Origin of the sequence: Bacillus sp. T33-2 (assembly GCF_002860205.1) — a bacterium.
In the GTDB taxonomy this organism is placed as follows: Bacteria; Bacillota; Bacilli; order Bacillales; family Cytobacillaceae; genus T33-2.
In genome coordinates this window covers 82,230-101,692 of record NZ_PGVB01000002.1, presented here as the reverse complement: position 1 = coordinate 101,692, position 19,463 = coordinate 82,230, and the positions used below count along the sequence as shown (strand labels likewise).

Sequence of the window (19,463 nt, the reverse complement as noted above, 5' to 3'; positions counted from 1 at the left end):
ATTATTCCCCCTCGTAATGTCTTTTCATCTCCTTAATCAGTTTCTTGTATGTATAATTATTTCGTTTTAATACTCCATTCCATTTGTAATCGATATATAATTCCTCTTGTTCATCTGTAGCTGCACCACTGAGGATCTGACCCTCAAGAAATGCAATCACCTCACTTTTTCTGAATTTATTCTTTTCCACACTTTTCACCTCCTTCTTGATGTGATAAGTTGCTTTATATCAACCTATGAATATATTTAACTTTAGTGTTCATAATTAGATTATATTAAATTATTTTATTTTAATCAAGTTAATTTTATAAGAAATTCAAAAATAAAAACTTTTCTTTTTAAAGTGTAATATGGACAAATCGCTTCATCATAATGTGTATCAATCCTACAAGTGTATGACTCTTGTAATAAACAATCACTGAGACATGAACTTGTATGACACAAGTAAGAAGGAGGTATTACCAAGTATGAAATTAGGAATCGATGCAGGGAATCACAGAGTTAAAATTTGTGGCGATTATGGTTTGATGGAATTTATCTCTGCCATTGGAGAAAGTCGAGAAATTAATCTTCAGCAAATACACGGTCATGATGATATGATTTTTGAATATCAAGGTGAAAGAGGCTTTGCTGGTTCGTTAGCTCTTTATGAGTCAGAGTTCGGGGGTTCAATAATGGGTGACACCAAGGCACATACCGATACATTACTTCGAGTACTGATTGGGATTCACAGATACATTACAGTGAACAAAGTTGATGAAACGGTATTTGATATTGTAATAGGTCAACCAATTTCTAGACATAGCAATGAAGAGAAGAACAAAATGAAAAAAATAATCAAAGGTAAGCACACTATTTCAATTAATGGGATAGAGAAGACTTTCATAATCAATAAAGTTGAAGTTGCTGCTGAAGGTGTTAGTGCTTTTTGGAGCAATCAACAACCTGGAATGGTAAGAATACTTGATGTTGGATCTGGTACTGTCAATTTCTCAACTGTATATGAAGGTAAATACATTGATAAAGACTCCAGTACATTGCCGTTTGGTGTTAATACAAATAAAACAAACAGTCTACAATCACTTGCCAGAGGAATAGCAACTCATACGCTTAAGAAGTGGAAATCAGATGATAAGACATTTGTTGCTGGAGGAATTGCTGAAGGGATACTTCCTTATTTAAAGAATTATTTTTCAAACATTGAAGTTTTGTATCCAATCTACAAAGAGGAATACGTCAATCCCATCTTCGCAAATGCCATTGCTTTTTACATTGTTGCGGTGAATATTTATGACTAGGAAGGTGAAGTCCGTTTCCTTTAACCTGAGTGATCCTTTTGAAAAAGAAATGTATCAATACAGTCAAAGGTTTTCTAATTTTTCTTCTTTTATTAAAAGATTAATTCAAAATTCATTAAATGGACAGAGTAAAAATTCTACACCTGATGTAATTGTCCAAATATCTGAACAAGTCAGCGATAAACACAGTCAGATAAATCGAGAGTATCTGAAACAGTTAATCTAACAATTTACCAATATAGTTATTCTTCTTTACCGAATTATTACCGATTGCTTGTCAAAATGATTACCTATTATCATTACCGCCATATGGGTAATTACCTTAACACCAGGTAACGGAAAAATGATATCACACCATTTCCGGTAATCATTTAGAATTTTACTTTACTGCAAAAGTGAGGTGAGACTACGTGTATAAAATAACCTCTAACTTTGGAGCAAGGGAGTCCTTCCGTTCAAGTGGTCATTCTGGAATTGATTTCGCAATGGAAAATGGAGAACCATTAAGGTCAATCAGAAATGGAATTGTTGAGAGGGTTGTTGATTATGGAAATGTCAACGCTGGCAAATGCATAACGGTCAAGTGGGAAGATGGAAAGACGGCTGTATATGGGCATCTTTCCAAGTTTTCAGTAAATGAAGGTGACACCGTTAGCGTAGGTGATGTTTTAGGTTACTCAGGGAATTCTGGATTTTCAACAGGAAGCCACCTTCATTTTGGATTAAAGGAGAATGGGCATTTTATCGATCCATCTCCATACCTTCAAGATATCCAACATATGAATGATTCAAACTACTTTGTTCAACAAACTGCAGAAATAAAAATAAACTTCTTTGATTACTTTCAGCAGCATATGGATTTAGTGGGTGGATTCTTGTCCGATTTAAAGATGAATTTAATCCATTTCTTTATATCAACGGATTACTCTCCACTCATACAACTTTTCAAGCACATCATACAATTTATCTTTATCAATATCTAAACGGTCAAAATCAACCTGGGTTAATTTATCAAATTCAACTTGCCATCCTAATTTTTCATCAGTAAACCATGATCCGATTTGCATTCCCATATTAATCACCTCTTATTTATTGTCTTTTGCACTGTCGAATATTTCATCAATTAGTTCGTCTGATTCCCGTTTATGAAGTGTCAATTTCAAGTCCTCCTGTTGACTTATTTAATTTTATAATCACCAAAAGGAGTTGAGTCTATACATGCAAGAATTTAGTGAAGTGAAACTATACCTATCCAAAGATGTACTGAAAGAAATTGACACCATTGTGAACTACAAGAAACTAAAAGACATTTTATATCTTGATGACCACACTCCTAGATCAATTGAAGAATTTATTACAGGATGTGTTTGTCACTATATAAAAGCAATAAAACACTTGTATGATTTATCAGGGTTAGATGACCTTGGCAGACCGTACCGACTACAAAATAGAATTAAAGAGTATATGGATAAAAACGGTGTATCCCAAGCAATGTTGGCTGAAAGAACTGGTATCTTAGCCTCAAATCTAAGTCCCATAATGAAAAATAAGAATCAGCCATCATTGGATTATTTCTTCAGGGTATGGATTGCTTTGGAGTGCCCACCTTTAAACAAGATACTATACCGACTTGAAGAATAAAAAGAAAACTTTTTTAAACTGTAATAAGACAATTTTGTAGGCGAATATCATGGAATACAATACATTAAGAAGCACAAAGGAGTGAATTCAATGAGTTCGGTATTTGTGGTTGGAGCTGCCTTGAAGATTGCCAGTGCATTAGGAATTGGTCTGGGAGCATCTACATTAATGAACACTTTCCATAATTACGACTTCAAATTTAAAAAGAAAGGTGATAAAAATGAAACCTCTCACGGTGAATCTTTGCGTGAAAGAGCCAAACAATTATCTTAATTATCACCTTAGTTCTTTCCAAATTAATCAATCTGAAAATTTTCCGTTCAAAATAAATGTAGAGGAGGTGAAAAATCTCTCCCGAAAGGGGAGGATAAACGCAATAAGGATAGTAAAGTCATTCACAGGAACAGCAATCAGCTTTCTCACATTAACATCAAAATCAATGGCAAACCAACTAGCAACCACACCTACACAACAAGTAGCGAACACAGGATTACCACCAGATTTAATCGAGCCAATCATGGATTTAATCAAACTGGCACTAGGAGGGTCAATACTTCTCACAGTGTTACTCCTAATAGCAGCAGGAGTAATGAGACAGTTCAGGAAGAAAAAAGAAGCAGCCGAGTGGACGACAGACATTATAAAGGGATTTATTCAAATTATAATCGCAACACCATTGATTTTCTTAATGTACTATATAGTCACAAAACTCCTGGGCAATTTCGATATGTTCTTAAATCCATTCTAGGATTCTTTAAGAAAATCGCTATTCCTGCAACTGCAGTGTCCAGTTCATTCCTGCTTGCCAATTTTGCTCATGCAGAATCATTCATGCAAAGAGGAAATGTAAGAAATGGTGTTTTTTCAGGAGATGCAATTGAAAGTAGAGGAGGGTTTTCATCAGAGGTAATCAGTTTCTTTAAAGATGTTAATAAAGCAATTGAGTGGCTCAAAAACATAAAAGAAAATATATACGAATGGTCACTGGATTTACTGTCTTTTACGTATGAAACATTAGTCAATGTTGTTCTACACACCCCACTATTCATCTTCAATAATCCATTTGTCAAAAATACCTCTATCACGTTCTCAATAATTTCAATAAGCATTATTATCCTTCTCACTATTTATGAAATGATCATGAAAATGCTTAAAAAAGACCATACAGACTTCAACACGATTTTAAAACGATTTCCTATAGCAATTGCAGGGGCAGGATTCGCACCATTCCTATTTCAAAAAGGATTTGAATGGATTAATAAACTAACAAAAGGAATTAATCAAATAGGTGGGGCGACATTAGACGGTGATACATTTTCAAGCTTGGTGACAGTCGGTGAGTTCGACACACTGATTCTGTTACTGTTTGATGTAACATTACTCGGATTGCTAATTCCTTTGCTATTGCAGAATGGGCGCAGATTTTGGAATCTGTTCTGTCTTAGTGCAATTAGTCCATTAGCATTAACAGCCTGGATATTCGATAGACATTCCCATTTATACAGGCAGTGGTGGAATAGTATAAAAAGGCAGTCAGTGATTCAGTTAGTTTACGCAATATTTATTGTCCTGATGGGAGTGTTTATATATGGAACAAGATTCATTGCACCTCAGTTATTCTTCATTAAGTTATTAATCTGTATAGGTGGGCTTCATTCGCTACTTCATCCTCCTCAGATAGTCAAATCTTATTCCAGAGGGGATGGAGATGTAATGGATATCTATGATGATTACAAGAAATCAGCAAAGAATCTTTATGACACTATTACACTTAAGAACTTTAAACCAGCCATGTTCATACGAAATAAAAATAAGCAGAAACAAGCGCACATTGCCAATCTAAGAAAACAGTCTGGGAGAAGATATGTAGGAGACTTGTTGAAGTAGGAGGGAGTGAAATGTCTCTAACTCGAATAATTAATAAAACACCATTAGCTAATGATAAAGAAAGTGTGTATGAGATTGAAGAAATTAATGATGGCTTGATTGGAAAGATACTTGGATCTCGTTTTATTCCAGAAGGGGTTTACTGTATAGAGCAGTTAAGTATGCAGGACTACAAGGAGCAATATCTAATTACCCCTTCTTTTGATAAATTTGAAGCAGTAAGAACGGGAAAAGATTGGAATTTCAAAGACGATATTAAACATTCAGCATGTTTTGAATTAATTTTAGATAAACCGATGTTCCAGCCATTAGATACTAAGCAATTTATAGATTTGTTCAATGAGATTGCTAATATTGCAGATGCCACTGTCTTCGCACAAGTCTTACTTTGTAAGCGACAAGATAATTGGAGAGAATTAGCGATTAACCAGTATGAAGGCTACCTTTCTGGAAATGATAGTCCATTCGATAATCAATTAGCTAATAAAGTCCAGGATAAATTTCTAAAAGTATTAACTAAAATCAGTAATTATGCTGTAACAAGAGATCCGGTTGAGGAAATGGAACGAAAAATACTTCAGAACAATTATAGGTTTGAAGGAAGGTTTGTAGTTTTTGATGAAAAGGAGGCTGATATTTTCTGTGAAAAAATGCAAAAAATGCTTAACAAACTGCAACTTTTCAATGATTTAATTTTAAAAAAGGTAACAAATAAGAAATCTTTCATTAGGCAGGTCGAGGAACGGTCATTTCAATCTGAGTTGGTTAATCAATTATTATCAGAGGAAGAAGTTCATAGCCTTTTATGTAAGGAAAGAACAAAAGTAGTAGTTGCTGCAGCAGAAAAAACATCATCAGAAATCAAACCAATCAAGCATCAAAGTATAACTAAAAACCTAGAAGACAGCATATTTCTCCAGAGAGCAATTCAACTAATGCCATTTAAACAAAAACAAAGCCGAGAAATAGATCAATCAAAAGCAGAACAAATAAATAATGCATTAAAGCGAGTGGGGATAGTCAAGAAATCACTAAAAGTAACAGAAATGTACCAAGGAGCCAGTTTGTTAAAGGTGCAACTATCTATTCCGCCTGAGATAACTTACACTTCAATCAGTAAGAAGTTGGTAGATATTCAAGCATCAATGGGTAATGAAGGTGTGACAATTGAGATTGGCGATAAACCGGACACCATTAATGTATTCATCCCAATGGAGGAACGAGATGTAGTCTACTTTAGAAATATCTTAGAGTCAGAGGAGTTTGCTGACTTTAAACAGAAAAACCTATTACCTTTTATCATAGGGGAGAGTGCAAATGGTGGTTATATATTTGGATGCTTATCAAAACTAAGGCATATATTAGTTGCAGGAACAACAGGTAGTGGGAAAAGTGTGTTTGTAAATTTGATTATCATATCTTTGTTGTTATGTGTACCACCTGAACAGTTAGCTTTATATTTGGTTGATCCCAAAGTGGTTGAATTTAGCCAATTTAATGGATTCCCACAAGTGAAAGAAATCATAACTGATATGAGAAAAGCAGATAAACTATTAGCTTCCTTGTGTACTGAAATGGATAACCGATATGAGATTTTTGCTAATGCAGGTTGCAGAGATATCATCGGTTACAATGAACTGAATGCAGCAAAAATGCCATTTATTATCTGTGTGATTGATGAATTAGCAGATTTAATGATGGTAAATAAGGCTGTAGAGGATCACATTGTACGACTAGGACAGAAGGCGAGAGGTGCTGGAATACATTTAGTTATTGCCACTCAAAGACCATCAGTAGATGTTGTGACAGGTTTAATAAAAGCCAATTTGCCGAATAGATTTGCTTTTAGTGTCACATCCCAAATTGATTCCAGGACTATTCTTGATAAGGGTGGAGCTGAAAAGTTATTGGGTCAAGGTGATGGATTGGCAAAGGTGGAAGGTGGCAAAAAGGAATTTGAACGTTTTCAATCACCAATACTGACGTTGGATGTTAAACAGGAGCAAACAATATATGAATGGCTGAAAGAACAGTTCGAGGATGCAGTCGTTAGAGAGAGCGTGCTACCGGAGATTAAAGTTGAGGAACCGATTGATAAGTTAAAACGGATTATAGCTGAAACAAATGAAACAAGGATTAGTGAATTGCAGAAGTTAATGGGTATTAGGATTAACATTGTGTCTGACTTGGTGAAGGAACTGGTGAGTGAAGGCTGGCTTGAAAAACAGGGGAAGGGTTATGTAGTAATTGTAGATGATGAAGAATTGAGTAAATGGAGAACAGAGGTGCAGTAATCTGTACCTCTTTTTATGTGCTGTGGATTCACAGGAGTTCGAATTTGAAGAGGTAAGGGAAAAGTAAGGGGTATATAGCCGAGAGGTTTAGAAGGGGTAATTTGAGGTTATATTCAATGATTTTGAATGATAGATATTTTTATTTAATTATTTTGTTTTTGGTTGATTTTTAAAATAAATTAATTTAATATAAATATTGTAAACTATTAAACAGATTGTGAGGTGAACCAGTGTATTCAGGAATGGATTTAAAGGTAAGGCGAATCATGAATGACATAGAGGCTCAAGAAGTGGCTAGATACTTGGGTGTAAGCAAGACATATATAAGTTTGATGGAAAAGGGCAAGAGAAGGATTTCACAGGAAATGTATGAACGATGGGCTGAGTTTCTGGGATTAAATAAGGAGGAATGAAATGGAGAATGTAATTGAGATTAAGGTTGTTCCAGCAAGAGAATTTTTCTACAGCAACGATTCAGGATATGGAATTTACGCTTGTGAGACAGATACACCAGAAAGGGTTATGGTGAATAAACGGTTTAATACATTTTCAATGAAAGGGAATACGTTTAGACTGCAACTTGATAAAGAATATAACGCTAAATTGGTAGAAAAAGAGGATAAGAAGTACGGAACATATTACGAAATTGTGTCCATATTTGAAAATATCCCAACGGATAAGGATAAACAACGGGGATACCTTTTGAGTATTCTAACAGATAGACAGGTGGATTCTTTGTACAAGGCATATCCAGATGTTGATATTATCCAATTAGTTAAGGATGATAAGATTGATGTTAAAAAGGTGCATGGTCTTGGAGAAAAGAATTATAAGAAGATCCGAGACAAGATTGTTGAGAACCTGGAGTTTCAGCAAGCATTTGAGTTTCTAAGCCAATATGGTGTTACAAACAATCTCATAATCAAATTGGTGAAACACTTTAAGTCTGCAGGTTTGCTAATTGGGACACTTCAAAATAGCCCGTATGATATTACTGCTGTTTCAGGTGTAGGATTCAAGAAGGCTGATGCAATTGCTATGTCAATGGGTAATGATCCTAATGGTAAAAGTCGAATACAGGCTGCAATTGAATTTGTATTACAGGAACAAGCTAACAATGGGCACACATATTATAAAATTGACAGTGTTGCTGAGTTAGTCATTGAATTGATTAATGTAGATGAACAATTGATTTATGAATGTATGGAAGAAACGGATAATGTGAAACTAATTGAGGATAAGATTTGCTTAAAGAAATTCCATAAAGCAGAAAGACGGATTGCTAACCGAATTAAGGAACTGTTAGAGCAATCAACTGAGTTGGATTTCGAGCCTGATAAATTTATCAAGGAACAGGAAGAAAAACGGAAGATGACATTGACTGAACAACAGAGACAGTTTTTCTTTAATATAAAAAAATCAAATGTGAATATCCTTACAGGATTTGCAGGATGCGGAAAGTCGGCAGTAACCGGATTGCTCATTGATTTATTAGAAGAGTTACATATACCTTATAGATTGCTATCACCAACAGGTAAGGCAGCTAAAGTTCTTTCAGGATACACAAATAGATATGCTGAGACAATTCATCGTGCAACAGGTCATGGATTACCTAAAGAGGAACAAGATATGGTTGAGATTGCTGAGAGGTTTGTCATTGTAGATGAGCATTCTATGGTTGATGTAATCCTGTGTGACCAATTGCTAAGGAAATGTGTACATGAAGACTTAAGATTGCTATTTGTAGGTGATCCATTCCAGATACCGAGTGTGTCTGCCGGAAACGTTTTACATGATATGTTATCAAGTGGGATTATCCCAACTACGAAGCTAGATATTGTGTTCCGTCAAAAAGAAGGTGGAATAATCGATGTTGCTACGAAGATAAGGCTGGGTGAGAAATTTCTAAGCAACAGTGATACAGGTATATTTGAGTTCGGAGATAATTGCGTAGTTGCATCAGTGCCACAAGAAAAGGTTGAGGGAGGATACAGATATTACTTTAATCAATTGCTGGAGAAATACAGTAGTGATGAGATTACCATTGTTACTCCCACAAAGAAATCTAATCTTGGCACAGTTGAAATTAATAAGCATATCCAGGGAATTATTAATCCATCTTCAGAGGGTAAGGCAGAGAAGAAGTATGGAATTGATGGCGTTGTATTCAAAGAGAAAGATTTGGTGTTAAATACAAAGAATACCAAAATTGAGGATATTATTAATCGCAAAGTGGATATTGTAAATGGTGACATAGGAAAGATTGTTAAGATTGATAATGATGAAGAGGAAATACATATTGATTTTGGATTTGCAGTTGTGCCAATTGGATTTGGAATGTTGAATCAGATTATACATGCCTGGGGAATTACTATGCACAAAATGCAGGGTAGTAGTAATAAGACAGTTATTGCAATTGCTGATAAGGCTCATAAGTTTCAAATGAATGCTAATTTACTTTATACAGCTGTAACTAGACCGGAAGAGTACTTGGTGATTGTGAGTCAGGCTGAAACGATTAATTACGCCATGAAGAAGATTGCTAATCTGCAAAGGAATACATTTTTATGTGGAATGCTAAAAGGGGAGGAGGTAACGGTTGAATGATATTAGGAAGCTGCTGCAAGTAAATGAATATCAAAATAAAATATACATACCTAATGAAATATTCAATGATTTGAAGCCGTTGTATGATAAAGGCAGCAGTCATGTTGCCTTTGTTTACTCTTATTACTATTTGATTAATTGGTTATACAGATATGCCAAGTATGGAGAATTGAATGTTGATGTGGGAATGATTAAGCAAGCATTAGGATATAGCCCAGACAATAAAAAGATTAACTATTTGATAAAGAAGAATGGTTGGCTTGATGAAATAGGATATACATATTCTGATACTGATTATCCGATTGCTTGGGAATTTAATGGTGGAGAAATTCAATTTACCATGCTGAGTGACATGGATGATGAAATAAGGAAGATGTTGATTAGGCAGAAAGGTAAGAATTATAAAATTAAAGTTCCAGTGAAGGGAATATGGAGGACAAAAGAAAGTGAAGCAGAAGGATTAGAGGATGGAACGTTTTATGAAGTGGGGAATACTCATGAAATATTATTTGATGTGTTTGTGAACTGTATGGAGAATGATAATCTTGGGGTGTGTGGATTTTATTTGTATGGATATTTGAAGTATAGATGCCAGTGGCATAGTGGTAAATATAATTCCTCTATGGATAAGATCAGTAATGAAGTAGGCATGAGTCTGAATACAGTTGAGAAATATTTGTGGAGGTTGAAGGGGGCAGGTTTGATTGAATGGGAAGAGAATATCTGTAAGAGGATTGATGGTAAGTTCGTAAAAAAGGCTCATACATATTCAGTAAAATAAAAAGGTTATCAATTTGGGTGATTATATAAATATATATTATATATAGTTATTATTAATTAATTATATTTATTGTAAGTTATATATAATTATATTCTTTAATACCCCAAATAGTTAACCTTTTAAAAAATATGAAAATTAGGGTAGGGTACTGAGTAGATCAGTGCCTATTTTGTTTGGTGTAAAATATGCCCCTTTCTATTTAATTGTAAATTATAATATGTAAAAAAATGTGAATAATTTATGGTGTCGTAGGGTGATTTTGGGGATTCGGAGGTAAATTGGGACGATAAATTGTAGTCGGTGGTGTGGAATGATCTGGACGATTATAGAGGGGGATATGAAGGAAAATGTAGGTAGGAGTAGGGTTAGAGGGTGATTTAGTGTGATGGATACAGGTGTGTGACTGAGTAGAGGATGGAGAGTGTCGATTGAATGTAGATGTATCAATGGATTGAGGATGATGAGAGGGTGGAAATCGGGTGATTAGAGGGGAAAATAGGGGATGAATGAGTGATGGGAAGTGTAGGATTATCAAGGGTTTGTGTCGTGGAGTGACGATAGGGAAAACGATACACTGTCGAGTGGAAAATTGGGTTTGGTGTGGAGATGGATGTGCTAGGGGTATTTTCTGTAAATTATGGTATTAATTGGATGTAAAATAGCCCCCTATACCCTATTGAATCACTTGTATAATATCTGTTCTACCCTTGACTAATTCAGATGCTTTAAATTAACTTACATTGCTGATGATCAGAGCTGCAATCACTACAATTTTAAATTTAATGTTTAAAAATCCTGTTTTCCTGGATCAATCCGGTTGCTCACTGAAAAAATCGCTGCATAACATAGACCGGATAGTCTATGTATTATTATGACCAGGTACTAATAGTTACTACTAATTAATTTATTACTTGGTACTAATATCTACTATTAATCAATCTATTCGTTATCATGTTCATTACTATATAATTGTACTATCTAACTAATACACTCATGCTCTTATATACAGTTACCATTAACACTATAAATAGTTTTTAATACTACATGTAATAGTTATCCATACTCACACACTGGATCACACTCATATATCCATACACATATCTACTCATAACCTTTCCTTATCACTATTCAGGCATTCACCAGTAAAAACTAATTGCAAAATATCCAATATAAATTAATTTAATACTTGTTATTATATATTTATCATGGTATAATGAAATTAACAAATAAGGAATACAAAGGAGCGTTTAAAATGAACTTAACTTACATAGTAGAATTAAAAGATTGGGATAACGACGATTCATATCCGGTTGTATATAAAGGAGATAACTTAATAGTGGCAATGGTTCACTTTAAAGAAAATCACTTAAAAGGTGAGGATGTTGTACTATTCATTGAAGATCAAGAAGGAAATACACTTGATACAATAACTAACTATTCAGGCGTTAACAATATTGTTTATAGTAAAGAATTATTCACTCCAAACGATTCAGAATTAAAGAAACAACATAAAGAAGTTGTAAAACAAAAAGAAATATATAACGATATGTATCTTGAGCAATTAAACAAAAACGATACTCTTAAAAAAGATAATGAACGTTTACAGGTTACAAATAGACAACTAACGCAACAAATAAACAGGATGCAAGATGAGCTTTCAAACCTGATTAATAAACCCGTAAAAGAAAATAAACAAACATCTATAAATACTATTTACTGGTATGAATACAAGTTACGTGGCTTTTCTCCTGGTTGTCAGCCTAAAGGATATATACAGCACGATGAATCAAAAGGAAAATGGGGTATCATAGCATATAACAGACTATTAACAGAGGCAGAATTGGAGGACTATGATTTAAAACTATATCAACCTTTAGATAAAGCAATATAAAACAAATTAATCACACAAATGTATAGAGAGGGTTTTTCCTTCTCTATACACCTAACAAACACTATAACAGCAGCCTTAAAATATCACTGGCATTTTCACATAACAGCCAATAAATAAAATCATTGGAGGTATTTTACATGCTCAAATCAATCCTTAATCTATTCAAACAACCTGAAACAATCCAATCACATCTAATCAAACAACAATCCCTATGTAACTTACTGGATCAGCAGCAACAAAAAATCCTCATAGCCAACAATATCAATTTAAAAGGAGCTAACTAAAATGAAAAAATTAAACCCAAACATTTCCGTTATCACATTCCTTATCACTCTGTCACTTATCCTTTCCACAATCTACACGCTAACCACCATAACCAAAACAACCCAAGAACCATCTCAGCAACTAGAATCATTTACATATGAGATAACATTTACAGATGAATCAGGCTATTACGGCGAATCCTCTTTAGGCTATGGCGTATATTTCACTAATGACAACTTACAACCAAATCAAACTATCCAAAAAGGTGATCAAGTGAAAGCATGGTTTCCGGTCAATGATTATGAAACGATTGTAAAAGTAGAGAAGTTGAATAAAAATGAATTGGCACAAAATTAATTAACTCAGCTGCTTTGCTGGGTTTCTTTTTTATTTAAATCACGCTAAAAATAACCAAAATTATTTAAAAAACTTTCTAAAATCCGTTGACTAAAATTAAATAATTTAATATAATAAATAGTGTATAGGTATTTTTATTTTCCTTATACATATACAATTATACATACAAAAGGAGGGTAGTTTATAGGTCTTTTCCTTACTGTTATATAAATATCAACCAGTCAAACAATAATAAATTAATGTGAAATTAAAAGGAGAGACAGGAAACATGCAGCCGAGCGATTTTTTCTATTGCTACAATATTCAAGTATCAGAGTATCTAAAGTCAAAAGGATTTAAGTTTATACATATTGCAAGGGAACCAAAGAGCAATAAACTTTATTCTCTATATCTAAGGACGGATGAACTTAACACAGCGATAAAGGAATACAACAAAACTAAATAATGTAGTTAATTATTATTCAATTCATATGATTAGTTAATCAGTCTCCATAATCATATACACCATTATATAAACGGAGGAAATACATTGAAAGGAAAGAATGATACTTCCTGTTACACGGAAGAAGAGGCTATAAAAATAACCATTGAAAACGGTTATGATGGATCAGAATTTAATACAACGGTTTGGAAGCAAAGAGGCTGCCTGAAACCTAATAGAACGTTACAAGCGTTAATAAGCAAGCTACAGACCATTTATAACATTGTTGAAATCACAGGAACCGGAAAGAAAAGAAGATACATTCTCACAGGTATAAAAGATCAGGTATCAGACAGAAAATTTAATTATAAAGGCTCTGTACTAACTGTTGAAGATGAAACTATGAAAGAATACATATTCAATTCATTAATATTATCTAATAATCACTTTTCCCAATCATATAAAAGTTGGTCTAAGTATTTAGGCTTTATTGATACAAACTCATTCAATATTGACGATATGATCCAGGTAATTAAAGAATTACATTCAGGATTTCCTTTAATCTATAATCCTAAAGAAGTTATAAGTGTGTTTATTCAAACTCTTAATATTAGGAATAAGGATGTTATAGAAAAATCATTTAGACACCTAGAAAAAGAAGGCAGAATAAAAGTAAATGAGAGTTACAATATCAAGTTTATAAGCGGTCAATATGAATCTATAAATCAATTAGAATATGAAAACATAGTGGAATATATAAAAGGATTTCTACAGTCCAAAAATGTTACATATTACGCTTATTCACATGCGTTAACAAGCATACATAAAACAAAGAAAATGATTCAGACCATAAACGAAGTAACAGAGTTTTTATCTGACCATTTTAATATTGAATATGTTTTTAAATCATTTGGAGTTACAATAATTGATAAAACAATTAAAAAGGATGTAACCAAAGAACAATTTTTACAAGCTTACTTTACACGATTAATAAAGTTATCTAAGGATAGACAAGGCAAACAAGAATATAATAATTCTTTGTCCTTTTGGAAAAGGTTTTACTTATTAAATACATTCACATTGTTAGACTATATCCATGTTAACAATATAAGGGATTTAATTAAAACTGAAAAGAAACTTTACAGCCAAAAAGTAGATGAGTATTCATTAGATTTAATGATCAATCACTTTGAATCTGACATAGAAAGAGAGAAGAAAAGGCACTCATTCGGAAATAATTAATTATAAATTTTTTGTCCCCAATCCAAACCATTAATATATAGATACTATATAAATACTCTGGGTTGGGGACAAAATGAAATATTACTAATAATTGCTCTACGAGGTTATAGACTTCGCCTGACGGCTTCAGTCTTTTCATTCACAAAGCAAAGAACGCTTTGTTCATTCAATAAATTAATTCCCTTTATAATCAACCTTTTAAAAGGACTGAAAGGAGGTGCTTACAATTGTCAAAAAATCAATATATTCCTTGTTCCTGGTGCGGTTTAAAATCTGTTCCTGCAAAAGATGGATACTGCTCAAAGAATTGCCATGATCAAGATAAAAAGGCTAATAAGGAATAATTTAATCAGCTTCCGGGCTGGTTATTTTTTTATAAATTTATTGATTTTTTAGCAATTACTACTTGTAAAATAAAATAATTAAATGTATAATTTAATTAATAGCAAAGGAAAATATAAACTCTAAGGAGGAATTACAAATGTGGTATCATGGAACATCTGAACAAGCTTATATTTCAATCATGGAAGAAGGTTTTAAAATCATTCCCAACATTGCTAGACGGTTTGGTAATGGAATATACTTCTCAGATCAGCAGGATACAGAGTATTACGGAAAGCATACTATTGTTGCAGATATCGAGTTAAACGCTCTAACTACCACACCTGATCAATGGTATCACATTGAAAACCAATTAATTAGACAATACGGTAATGACTACAGCCAGTATATTTCTACATACATTCAGGATAGAGGATATAACGCTTTAATTATGGAATGGCACAGCGGAAAAGAATTAGTGGTATTTGATACTGAATCAATTAAAATTATGGAGGCTGCTTATGCGAACTAAAATAAAACAAAATATACATACAATAAACAATTTAAAAAGGATTGCTCTGGACGGTAAAAAGTCCAGGCTTTCCCTCATAGGTAAGAAAGTGATGTATATAGATCAGGATACTATAAAGAAACAATTGATAACAAATGAAATTTATACAATAGCAGATATTTCAGCCGGAAACTATGACGTATTTATTTACCTGGAAGAATTACCAAAGGAAAGATATTCAGAATACTCCAGGAGGATAGTACCAAATAGTTACAATATAGAAGAGTTTGAACTAGTGTAATCTTACGTTAAAATAAAAAATTTATCAGAAAGGAATCATGATGACTAGAAAATTAAATAAGGCTGATCAATGGTTAATAAATGAAGTTGAAAAGGAATTAATAACGACTTACAACCTAGACAAGAAAGAAGCAGGACTTTATATAAAACATTCATCATTTTATAAGATGCTCCAGGATAAATCGAACTTTGTACACCATGAAGGTATTGAAAAATGGGTTAGTATTATCGCTTTACATAAAAAATTAAAATGGAGGGAAAGAAAATGATAATCTTAACTGCAAATGATAAACTTTTCGGTAAAAACTTCATTGATTATACAATCAGAAACAGGGAAACAAAAGAAATTTTAGACTCTGGTAAATGTAAAGATTTTGGATATATTAGAAAGCTATTCATTCAACTTAGAGAACAACATGGAGTCGAAAACGTAAAACTTTTAACGCGTTAAAAGATGTAAGATAAAATAAACTAATAGGAGTTGTTGAAGATGAGCAAAGAAGAAATTGTACATGAAATTAAAATGAAGCTAATATTACTAAATCACGACTTATACCAAGGAAAGAAGAAAACAAAAAAGGAAGAGGCTGTATTGCTAGGTAAAATAGATGAATTAGAAAAATTGATTTCTTTAATAGAATATCGTAGTCAAGCAATGACAAAATAAACTAATAGGAGGAATGAATGTGAATATTACATTTCAAGACATTGAAAACAAAAATAGAATCATTGACGGAATGAAAAAGACTCTGAAAGTACAGTCAGAAAAGATTGAACGATATGAAAAGGCTTTGAAGGAAATTGCTGAAAGTGATGAAGATTCTTCCTGTAATGAATTAGCTTTGAAATATGAAGTTATAGCAGAGCAAGCACTAAACAATTAGCCGTTTTTAAGCCCATTATCCGGGCTTTTTCTTTTGCCTATATTCCTCTTTTCCAGCTCATAACCCTAACACACCAGAAGCAGCATAAACGGCTTATATAGCCATTCTGGAAGGCTTAGAAGGGTATTGACGGTAAATGTATTACTCTGAATAAAAGACAGTTTTTAATGTATTATTTTTATTAATTTGCTCATTTAATTGTTGTAAAATAAAATAATCAGATGTATAATAGTATTAGGGAAGTTAGAAAAAAGCTGGTAATTACGCTCACAGTATGATTAAACAGAATGTTATAATAAAATTGAGGAGGATTTATCATGGCAAAGAAAAATGTTGAATACAGAGAAGTACTTAAAAAAGCTAATGAAATGAGTAATGAGTGGACTGAGTGCTACATAGAGAGGCCAACAGCTTCTCAATTAATACAACTTATTGAACAGGAATTTGATGTAAATAAAATTTTGCTAAATATCCTGAATGGGAAATCTACAACAATTAACGGTAAAAAGATCCTTGAAAAAGTTCTCAGTGAAAATTTAAGAGAAGAAAATAGAGTTAGGTTTTAAAATAGAATTTGTTATAATTTTTTAAAAGGAGGAACAGTCTTAAATGACAAGAATAAAACAGTATGATAAAGGTTATTTAGATGGTCAATTAGATAGTGCAGAAAATGAACTTTATTTCTTATATGAAATCCAAAAACAAATGGGAAGTCAAGCTCATATGGGTGATGCCATTACCATTAGAATTCAGGACACAGAGAAATTATTAAAAGACAACGGTAGAGAAATCGAATTTTAATTTAATAAAACATACCTATGCAGCCTTATTAAATAGGCTGTTTTTCTTTTTGTTCTGATCCATTCATCTAACAAAAAAAAATAATCATAAATACTTAAAATAAATTAATTAAATGTGTTGTATTTATTTTTATTAGATGGTAAAATATAATTAATCAAACAAATACATAAACCTTTAAGGAGTGTTTAAAATGTCAAACTACTACTCAAATCAGGAAAGTGTCGCTAATGTCTATGTTGGACTAGTTGAAAGAGGCTGGAACTGTTTCGGATACAGAGCTGATCAAAGCGACTCCATGACGGATTATTATTCTCCTGCAAGATGGGAAGGAGTTGCCGAAAAAGACGGTTATATTTTGTTAGTTGACGTTTATAGCACTTCTGAAAGTGGGAAAAAAGGTTATCCAGTTTTCAGTCATGTTAATCCTAAAAGAAATAACTGGCACATTGAAAAAGACGGGGAAATTATTGCAAAAGGTAACGGGGCTTTCAAATGCAGCGGTTTTCTTTTCGGGCATGAGAAAGAAGAAACAATGGAGAAAGTTAATAAATTTATTGACCGGATCGAAAAGAATATTAAACCATCAAAGGAAACTGTAAATAAAAATAAGCAAACGCAAGTTAAGAAAGAAGTAAAAATGGCTGCCGATGCTATCACTTGTGAAATGAATTTAAACAATGACCTTAACGGTGTAGAGCTTAAATTTTCCGGTATTCCTACTGAAACGGTAAGAAACGAGTTAAAATCAAACGGCTTTAGGTACAGCAAATATAACAAGGTTTGGTATTGTCAGAAATCAGAAAAGGCTATCATGTTCGCTGAATCAATTGTCAGCATTTATGCGGACATAGCAAAGGATATTGAAGCAGGTGAGGAATATATTTTAAATCCTGAAAAAACAATAGAAGAATTACAGGAAGTTCAAGGAGTATTTGAAACACCTGAACAAAATGAAAATATTTCTCTAATTGGTCGTAAAGTCTTTGGACAATGGGGAGTTATGGCAGGATGGAACAATGGAATTATAACAGATCAAACAGATTACAGTGAAGTTATTGTTAATTGGGAAGAATGGGAAGGCACTGGAGACGGGCAAAAACATCGTTATGATATTAAAGATTTAATTATTGTAAATGAAAATACAAGTCTTGATCCTATAGGAATTTACTTGATGCCTGAAGAAGTCACAGCGGAGCCTATAACAGAAGAAATAAAAGAACCTGTAACAACTTCAGAAGGTAAAATAACAGTCGAATCTATTCAATTTGTTTGGTCAGAATCCAACCTAATAACGGATGAAACAACAGTTTCCACATTTGCAGAAGCTGAACAAATGATCAAAAGAGCAGCTTCAAAAGATCCTGATAATGGATGCTATGACAAAACTAAATTCTTGATTACCTGGTCAGACGGTCAAACATATGAGGGCAGGATTGACATAGTAAGATCCGACATGTTCAAGGCTAATCCATTAAAGCAGCATATAACAGAACATTGCATGTTTTATTCCGGTCAATATTGTCCTTCTTACATGACAGAGGCAGAGTACAAGGCACACATTGACTATAGCAAACAGGAAGACTATAAACAATTCCTGGATACTTACAGCCTAGAAGACGATAAGCAGCTTATAAGAACCAATAACAACGATATAACAGACAACAAGGGTAAAGGAAAAGTATTAGACTTTAACAGCAGATTTAAGCAGAAACAAGAGCAACAGGAAACTGAAAATATGACGGATCATTTCTTAGAAAATGTTTTACCTTTCCTTAATCAAGATGAATTGTTTAACTTACAAGCAGCCTACAAAAGCAACAATGAGGAAGAGTTAAATAACATCTGGCAACAATTAATGCTTAAAACGGCTGTGAGGAGAGCAAAGAAAGAATTCCTTAAACAAAATTAATTAATACCAGCATAGGAGGGATTGAATAAAACTTTCTCTTCTATGCTTCCTAAA

The 19,463-nt window shown here is 33.1% G+C and carries 24 protein-coding genes; 23 read left to right on the top strand and 1 reads right to left on the bottom strand.

Annotated features, from left to right (window positions below):
• Nucleotide 1: 1 nt before the first annotated feature.
• Entirely contained in the window at nt 2-190 is a 189-nt protein-coding gene (locus CVD19_RS00790; protein ID WP_101579970.1) for a hypothetical protein, read from the bottom strand.
• 277 nt (nt 191-467) lie between these two features.
• Here CVD19_RS00790 and CVD19_RS00785 point away from each other — a divergent pair, with 277 nt between their 5' ends.
• The 23 genes from CVD19_RS00785 to CVD19_RS00680 all read left to right on the top strand — a co-directional run bounded on the left by CVD19_RS00785 (nt 468) and on the right by CVD19_RS00680 (nt 19,409).
• Nucleotides 468-1,298, top strand: coding sequence for a ParM/StbA family protein (locus CVD19_RS00785; protein WP_101579969.1), 831 nt, complete (start codon nt 468-470; stop codon nt 1,296-1,298).
• A gap of 410 nt (nt 1,299-1,708) precedes the next feature.
• Nucleotides 1,709-2,281: a M23 family metallopeptidase gene (locus CVD19_RS00775; protein WP_101579967.1), complete on the top strand. Its 573-nt coding sequence runs from the start codon at nt 1,709-1,711 to the stop codon at nt 2,279-2,281.
• Nucleotides 2,282-2,516: 235 nt separating this feature from the next.
• Nucleotides 2,517-2,939 carry a helix-turn-helix domain-containing protein gene (locus CVD19_RS00770; RefSeq protein WP_101579966.1) on the top strand — a complete coding sequence of 141 codons (423 nt, stop codon included), beginning with the start codon at nt 2,517-2,519 and terminating at the stop codon, nt 2,937-2,939.
• Nucleotides 2,940-3,029: 90 nt separating this feature from the next.
• Nucleotides 3,030-3,212, top strand: a complete 183-nt coding sequence (locus CVD19_RS00765) for a hypothetical protein (RefSeq protein ID WP_101579965.1) — start codon at nt 3,030-3,032, stop codon at nt 3,210-3,212.
• Nucleotides 3,187-3,687 (top strand): hypothetical protein, encoded by a 501-nt coding sequence (locus CVD19_RS00760; RefSeq protein WP_101579964.1) that lies wholly within the window; start codon nt 3,187-3,189, stop codon nt 3,685-3,687. The genes CVD19_RS00765 and CVD19_RS00760 overlap by 26 nt, the downstream gene beginning before the upstream one ends.
• Nucleotides 3,688-3,770: 83 nt before the next feature.
• A complete protein-coding gene (locus CVD19_RS00755) occupies nt 3,771-4,826 on the top strand; it encodes a conjugal transfer protein TrbL family protein (RefSeq protein ID WP_101579963.1) in 1,056 nt (351 codons plus the stop codon).
• Nucleotides 4,827-4,837: 11 nt separating this feature from the next.
• Nucleotides 4,838-7,120, top strand: coding sequence for an FtsK/SpoIIIE domain-containing protein (locus tag CVD19_RS00750; protein WP_101579962.1), 2,283 nt, complete (start codon nt 4,838-4,840; stop codon nt 7,118-7,120).
• A 230-nt stretch (nt 7,121-7,350) separates the two neighbouring features.
• On the top strand, nt 7,351-7,533 hold the full coding sequence (locus CVD19_RS00745; RefSeq protein WP_101579961.1) for a helix-turn-helix domain-containing protein: 183 nt from the start codon (nt 7,351-7,353) through the stop codon (nt 7,531-7,533).
• A 1-nt stretch (nt 7,534) separates the two neighbouring features.
• Entirely contained in the window at nt 7,535-9,727 is a 2,193-nt protein-coding gene (locus CVD19_RS00740; RefSeq protein WP_101579960.1) for an AAA family ATPase, read from the top strand.
• Nucleotides 9,720-10,508 carry a hypothetical protein gene (locus CVD19_RS00735; RefSeq protein ID WP_101579959.1) on the top strand — a complete coding sequence of 263 codons (789 nt, stop codon included), beginning with the start codon at nt 9,720-9,722 and terminating at the stop codon, nt 10,506-10,508. Before CVD19_RS00740 ends, CVD19_RS00735 begins: the two co-directional genes overlap by 8 nt.
• Nucleotides 10,509-11,760: 1,252 nt before the next feature.
• Entirely contained in the window at nt 11,761-12,399 is a 639-nt protein-coding gene (locus tag CVD19_RS25265) for a hypothetical protein (RefSeq protein ID WP_257984985.1), read from the top strand.
• Nucleotides 12,400-12,684: 285 nt separating this feature from the next.
• Nucleotides 12,685-13,020 (top strand): hypothetical protein, encoded by a 336-nt coding sequence (locus tag CVD19_RS00725; protein ID WP_101579958.1) that lies wholly within the window; start codon nt 12,685-12,687, stop codon nt 13,018-13,020.
• 268 nt (nt 13,021-13,288) lie between these two features.
• Nucleotides 13,289-13,465: a DUF5659 domain-containing protein gene (locus tag CVD19_RS25125; RefSeq protein ID WP_219620074.1), complete on the top strand. Its 177-nt coding sequence runs from the start codon at nt 13,289-13,291 to the stop codon at nt 13,463-13,465.
• A gap of 84 nt (nt 13,466-13,549) precedes the next feature.
• The gene (locus CVD19_RS00720; protein WP_101579957.1) at nt 13,550-14,683 is read left to right on the top strand and encodes a hypothetical protein; all 1,134 of its coding nucleotides are present in this window, start codon (nt 13,550-13,552) and stop codon (nt 14,681-14,683) included.
• A 442-nt stretch (nt 14,684-15,125) separates the two neighbouring features.
• Nucleotides 15,126-15,536 (top strand): hypothetical protein, encoded by a 411-nt coding sequence (locus CVD19_RS00715; RefSeq protein WP_308314846.1) that lies wholly within the window; start codon nt 15,126-15,128, stop codon nt 15,534-15,536.
• A complete protein-coding gene (locus CVD19_RS00710) occupies nt 15,526-15,816 on the top strand; it encodes a hypothetical protein (protein WP_101579955.1) in 291 nt (96 codons plus the stop codon). The genes CVD19_RS00715 and CVD19_RS00710 overlap by 11 nt, the downstream gene beginning before the upstream one ends.
• 37 nt (nt 15,817-15,853) lie before the next feature.
• The gene (locus CVD19_RS00705) at nt 15,854-16,084 is read left to right on the top strand and encodes a hypothetical protein (protein WP_219620073.1); all 231 of its coding nucleotides are present in this window, start codon (nt 15,854-15,856) and stop codon (nt 16,082-16,084) included.
• Nucleotides 16,081-16,266 carry a hypothetical protein gene (locus tag CVD19_RS00700; protein ID WP_101579953.1) on the top strand — a complete coding sequence of 62 codons (186 nt, stop codon included), beginning with the start codon at nt 16,081-16,083 and terminating at the stop codon, nt 16,264-16,266. The genes CVD19_RS00705 and CVD19_RS00700 overlap by 4 nt, the downstream gene beginning before the upstream one ends.
• Before the next feature lie 39 nt (nt 16,267-16,305).
• On the top strand, nt 16,306-16,482 hold the full coding sequence (locus tag CVD19_RS24435) for a hypothetical protein (protein WP_180953458.1): 177 nt from the start codon (nt 16,306-16,308) through the stop codon (nt 16,480-16,482).
• A gap of 19 nt (nt 16,483-16,501) precedes the next feature.
• Entirely contained in the window at nt 16,502-16,699 is a 198-nt protein-coding gene (locus CVD19_RS00695) for a hypothetical protein (RefSeq protein WP_101579952.1), read from the top strand.
• 317 nt (nt 16,700-17,016) lie between these two features.
• On the top strand, nt 17,017-17,265 hold the full coding sequence (locus CVD19_RS00690; RefSeq protein ID WP_101579951.1) for a hypothetical protein: 249 nt from the start codon (nt 17,017-17,019) through the stop codon (nt 17,263-17,265).
• A gap of 43 nt (nt 17,266-17,308) precedes the next feature.
• A complete protein-coding gene (locus tag CVD19_RS00685) occupies nt 17,309-17,500 on the top strand; it encodes a hypothetical protein (protein WP_257984984.1) in 192 nt (63 codons plus the stop codon).
• A gap of 190 nt (nt 17,501-17,690) precedes the next feature.
• The gene (locus CVD19_RS00680; protein WP_101579950.1) at nt 17,691-19,409 is read left to right on the top strand and encodes an LPD25 domain-containing protein; all 1,719 of its coding nucleotides are present in this window, start codon (nt 17,691-17,693) and stop codon (nt 19,407-19,409) included.
• Nucleotides 19,410-19,463 lie beyond the last annotated feature (54 nt).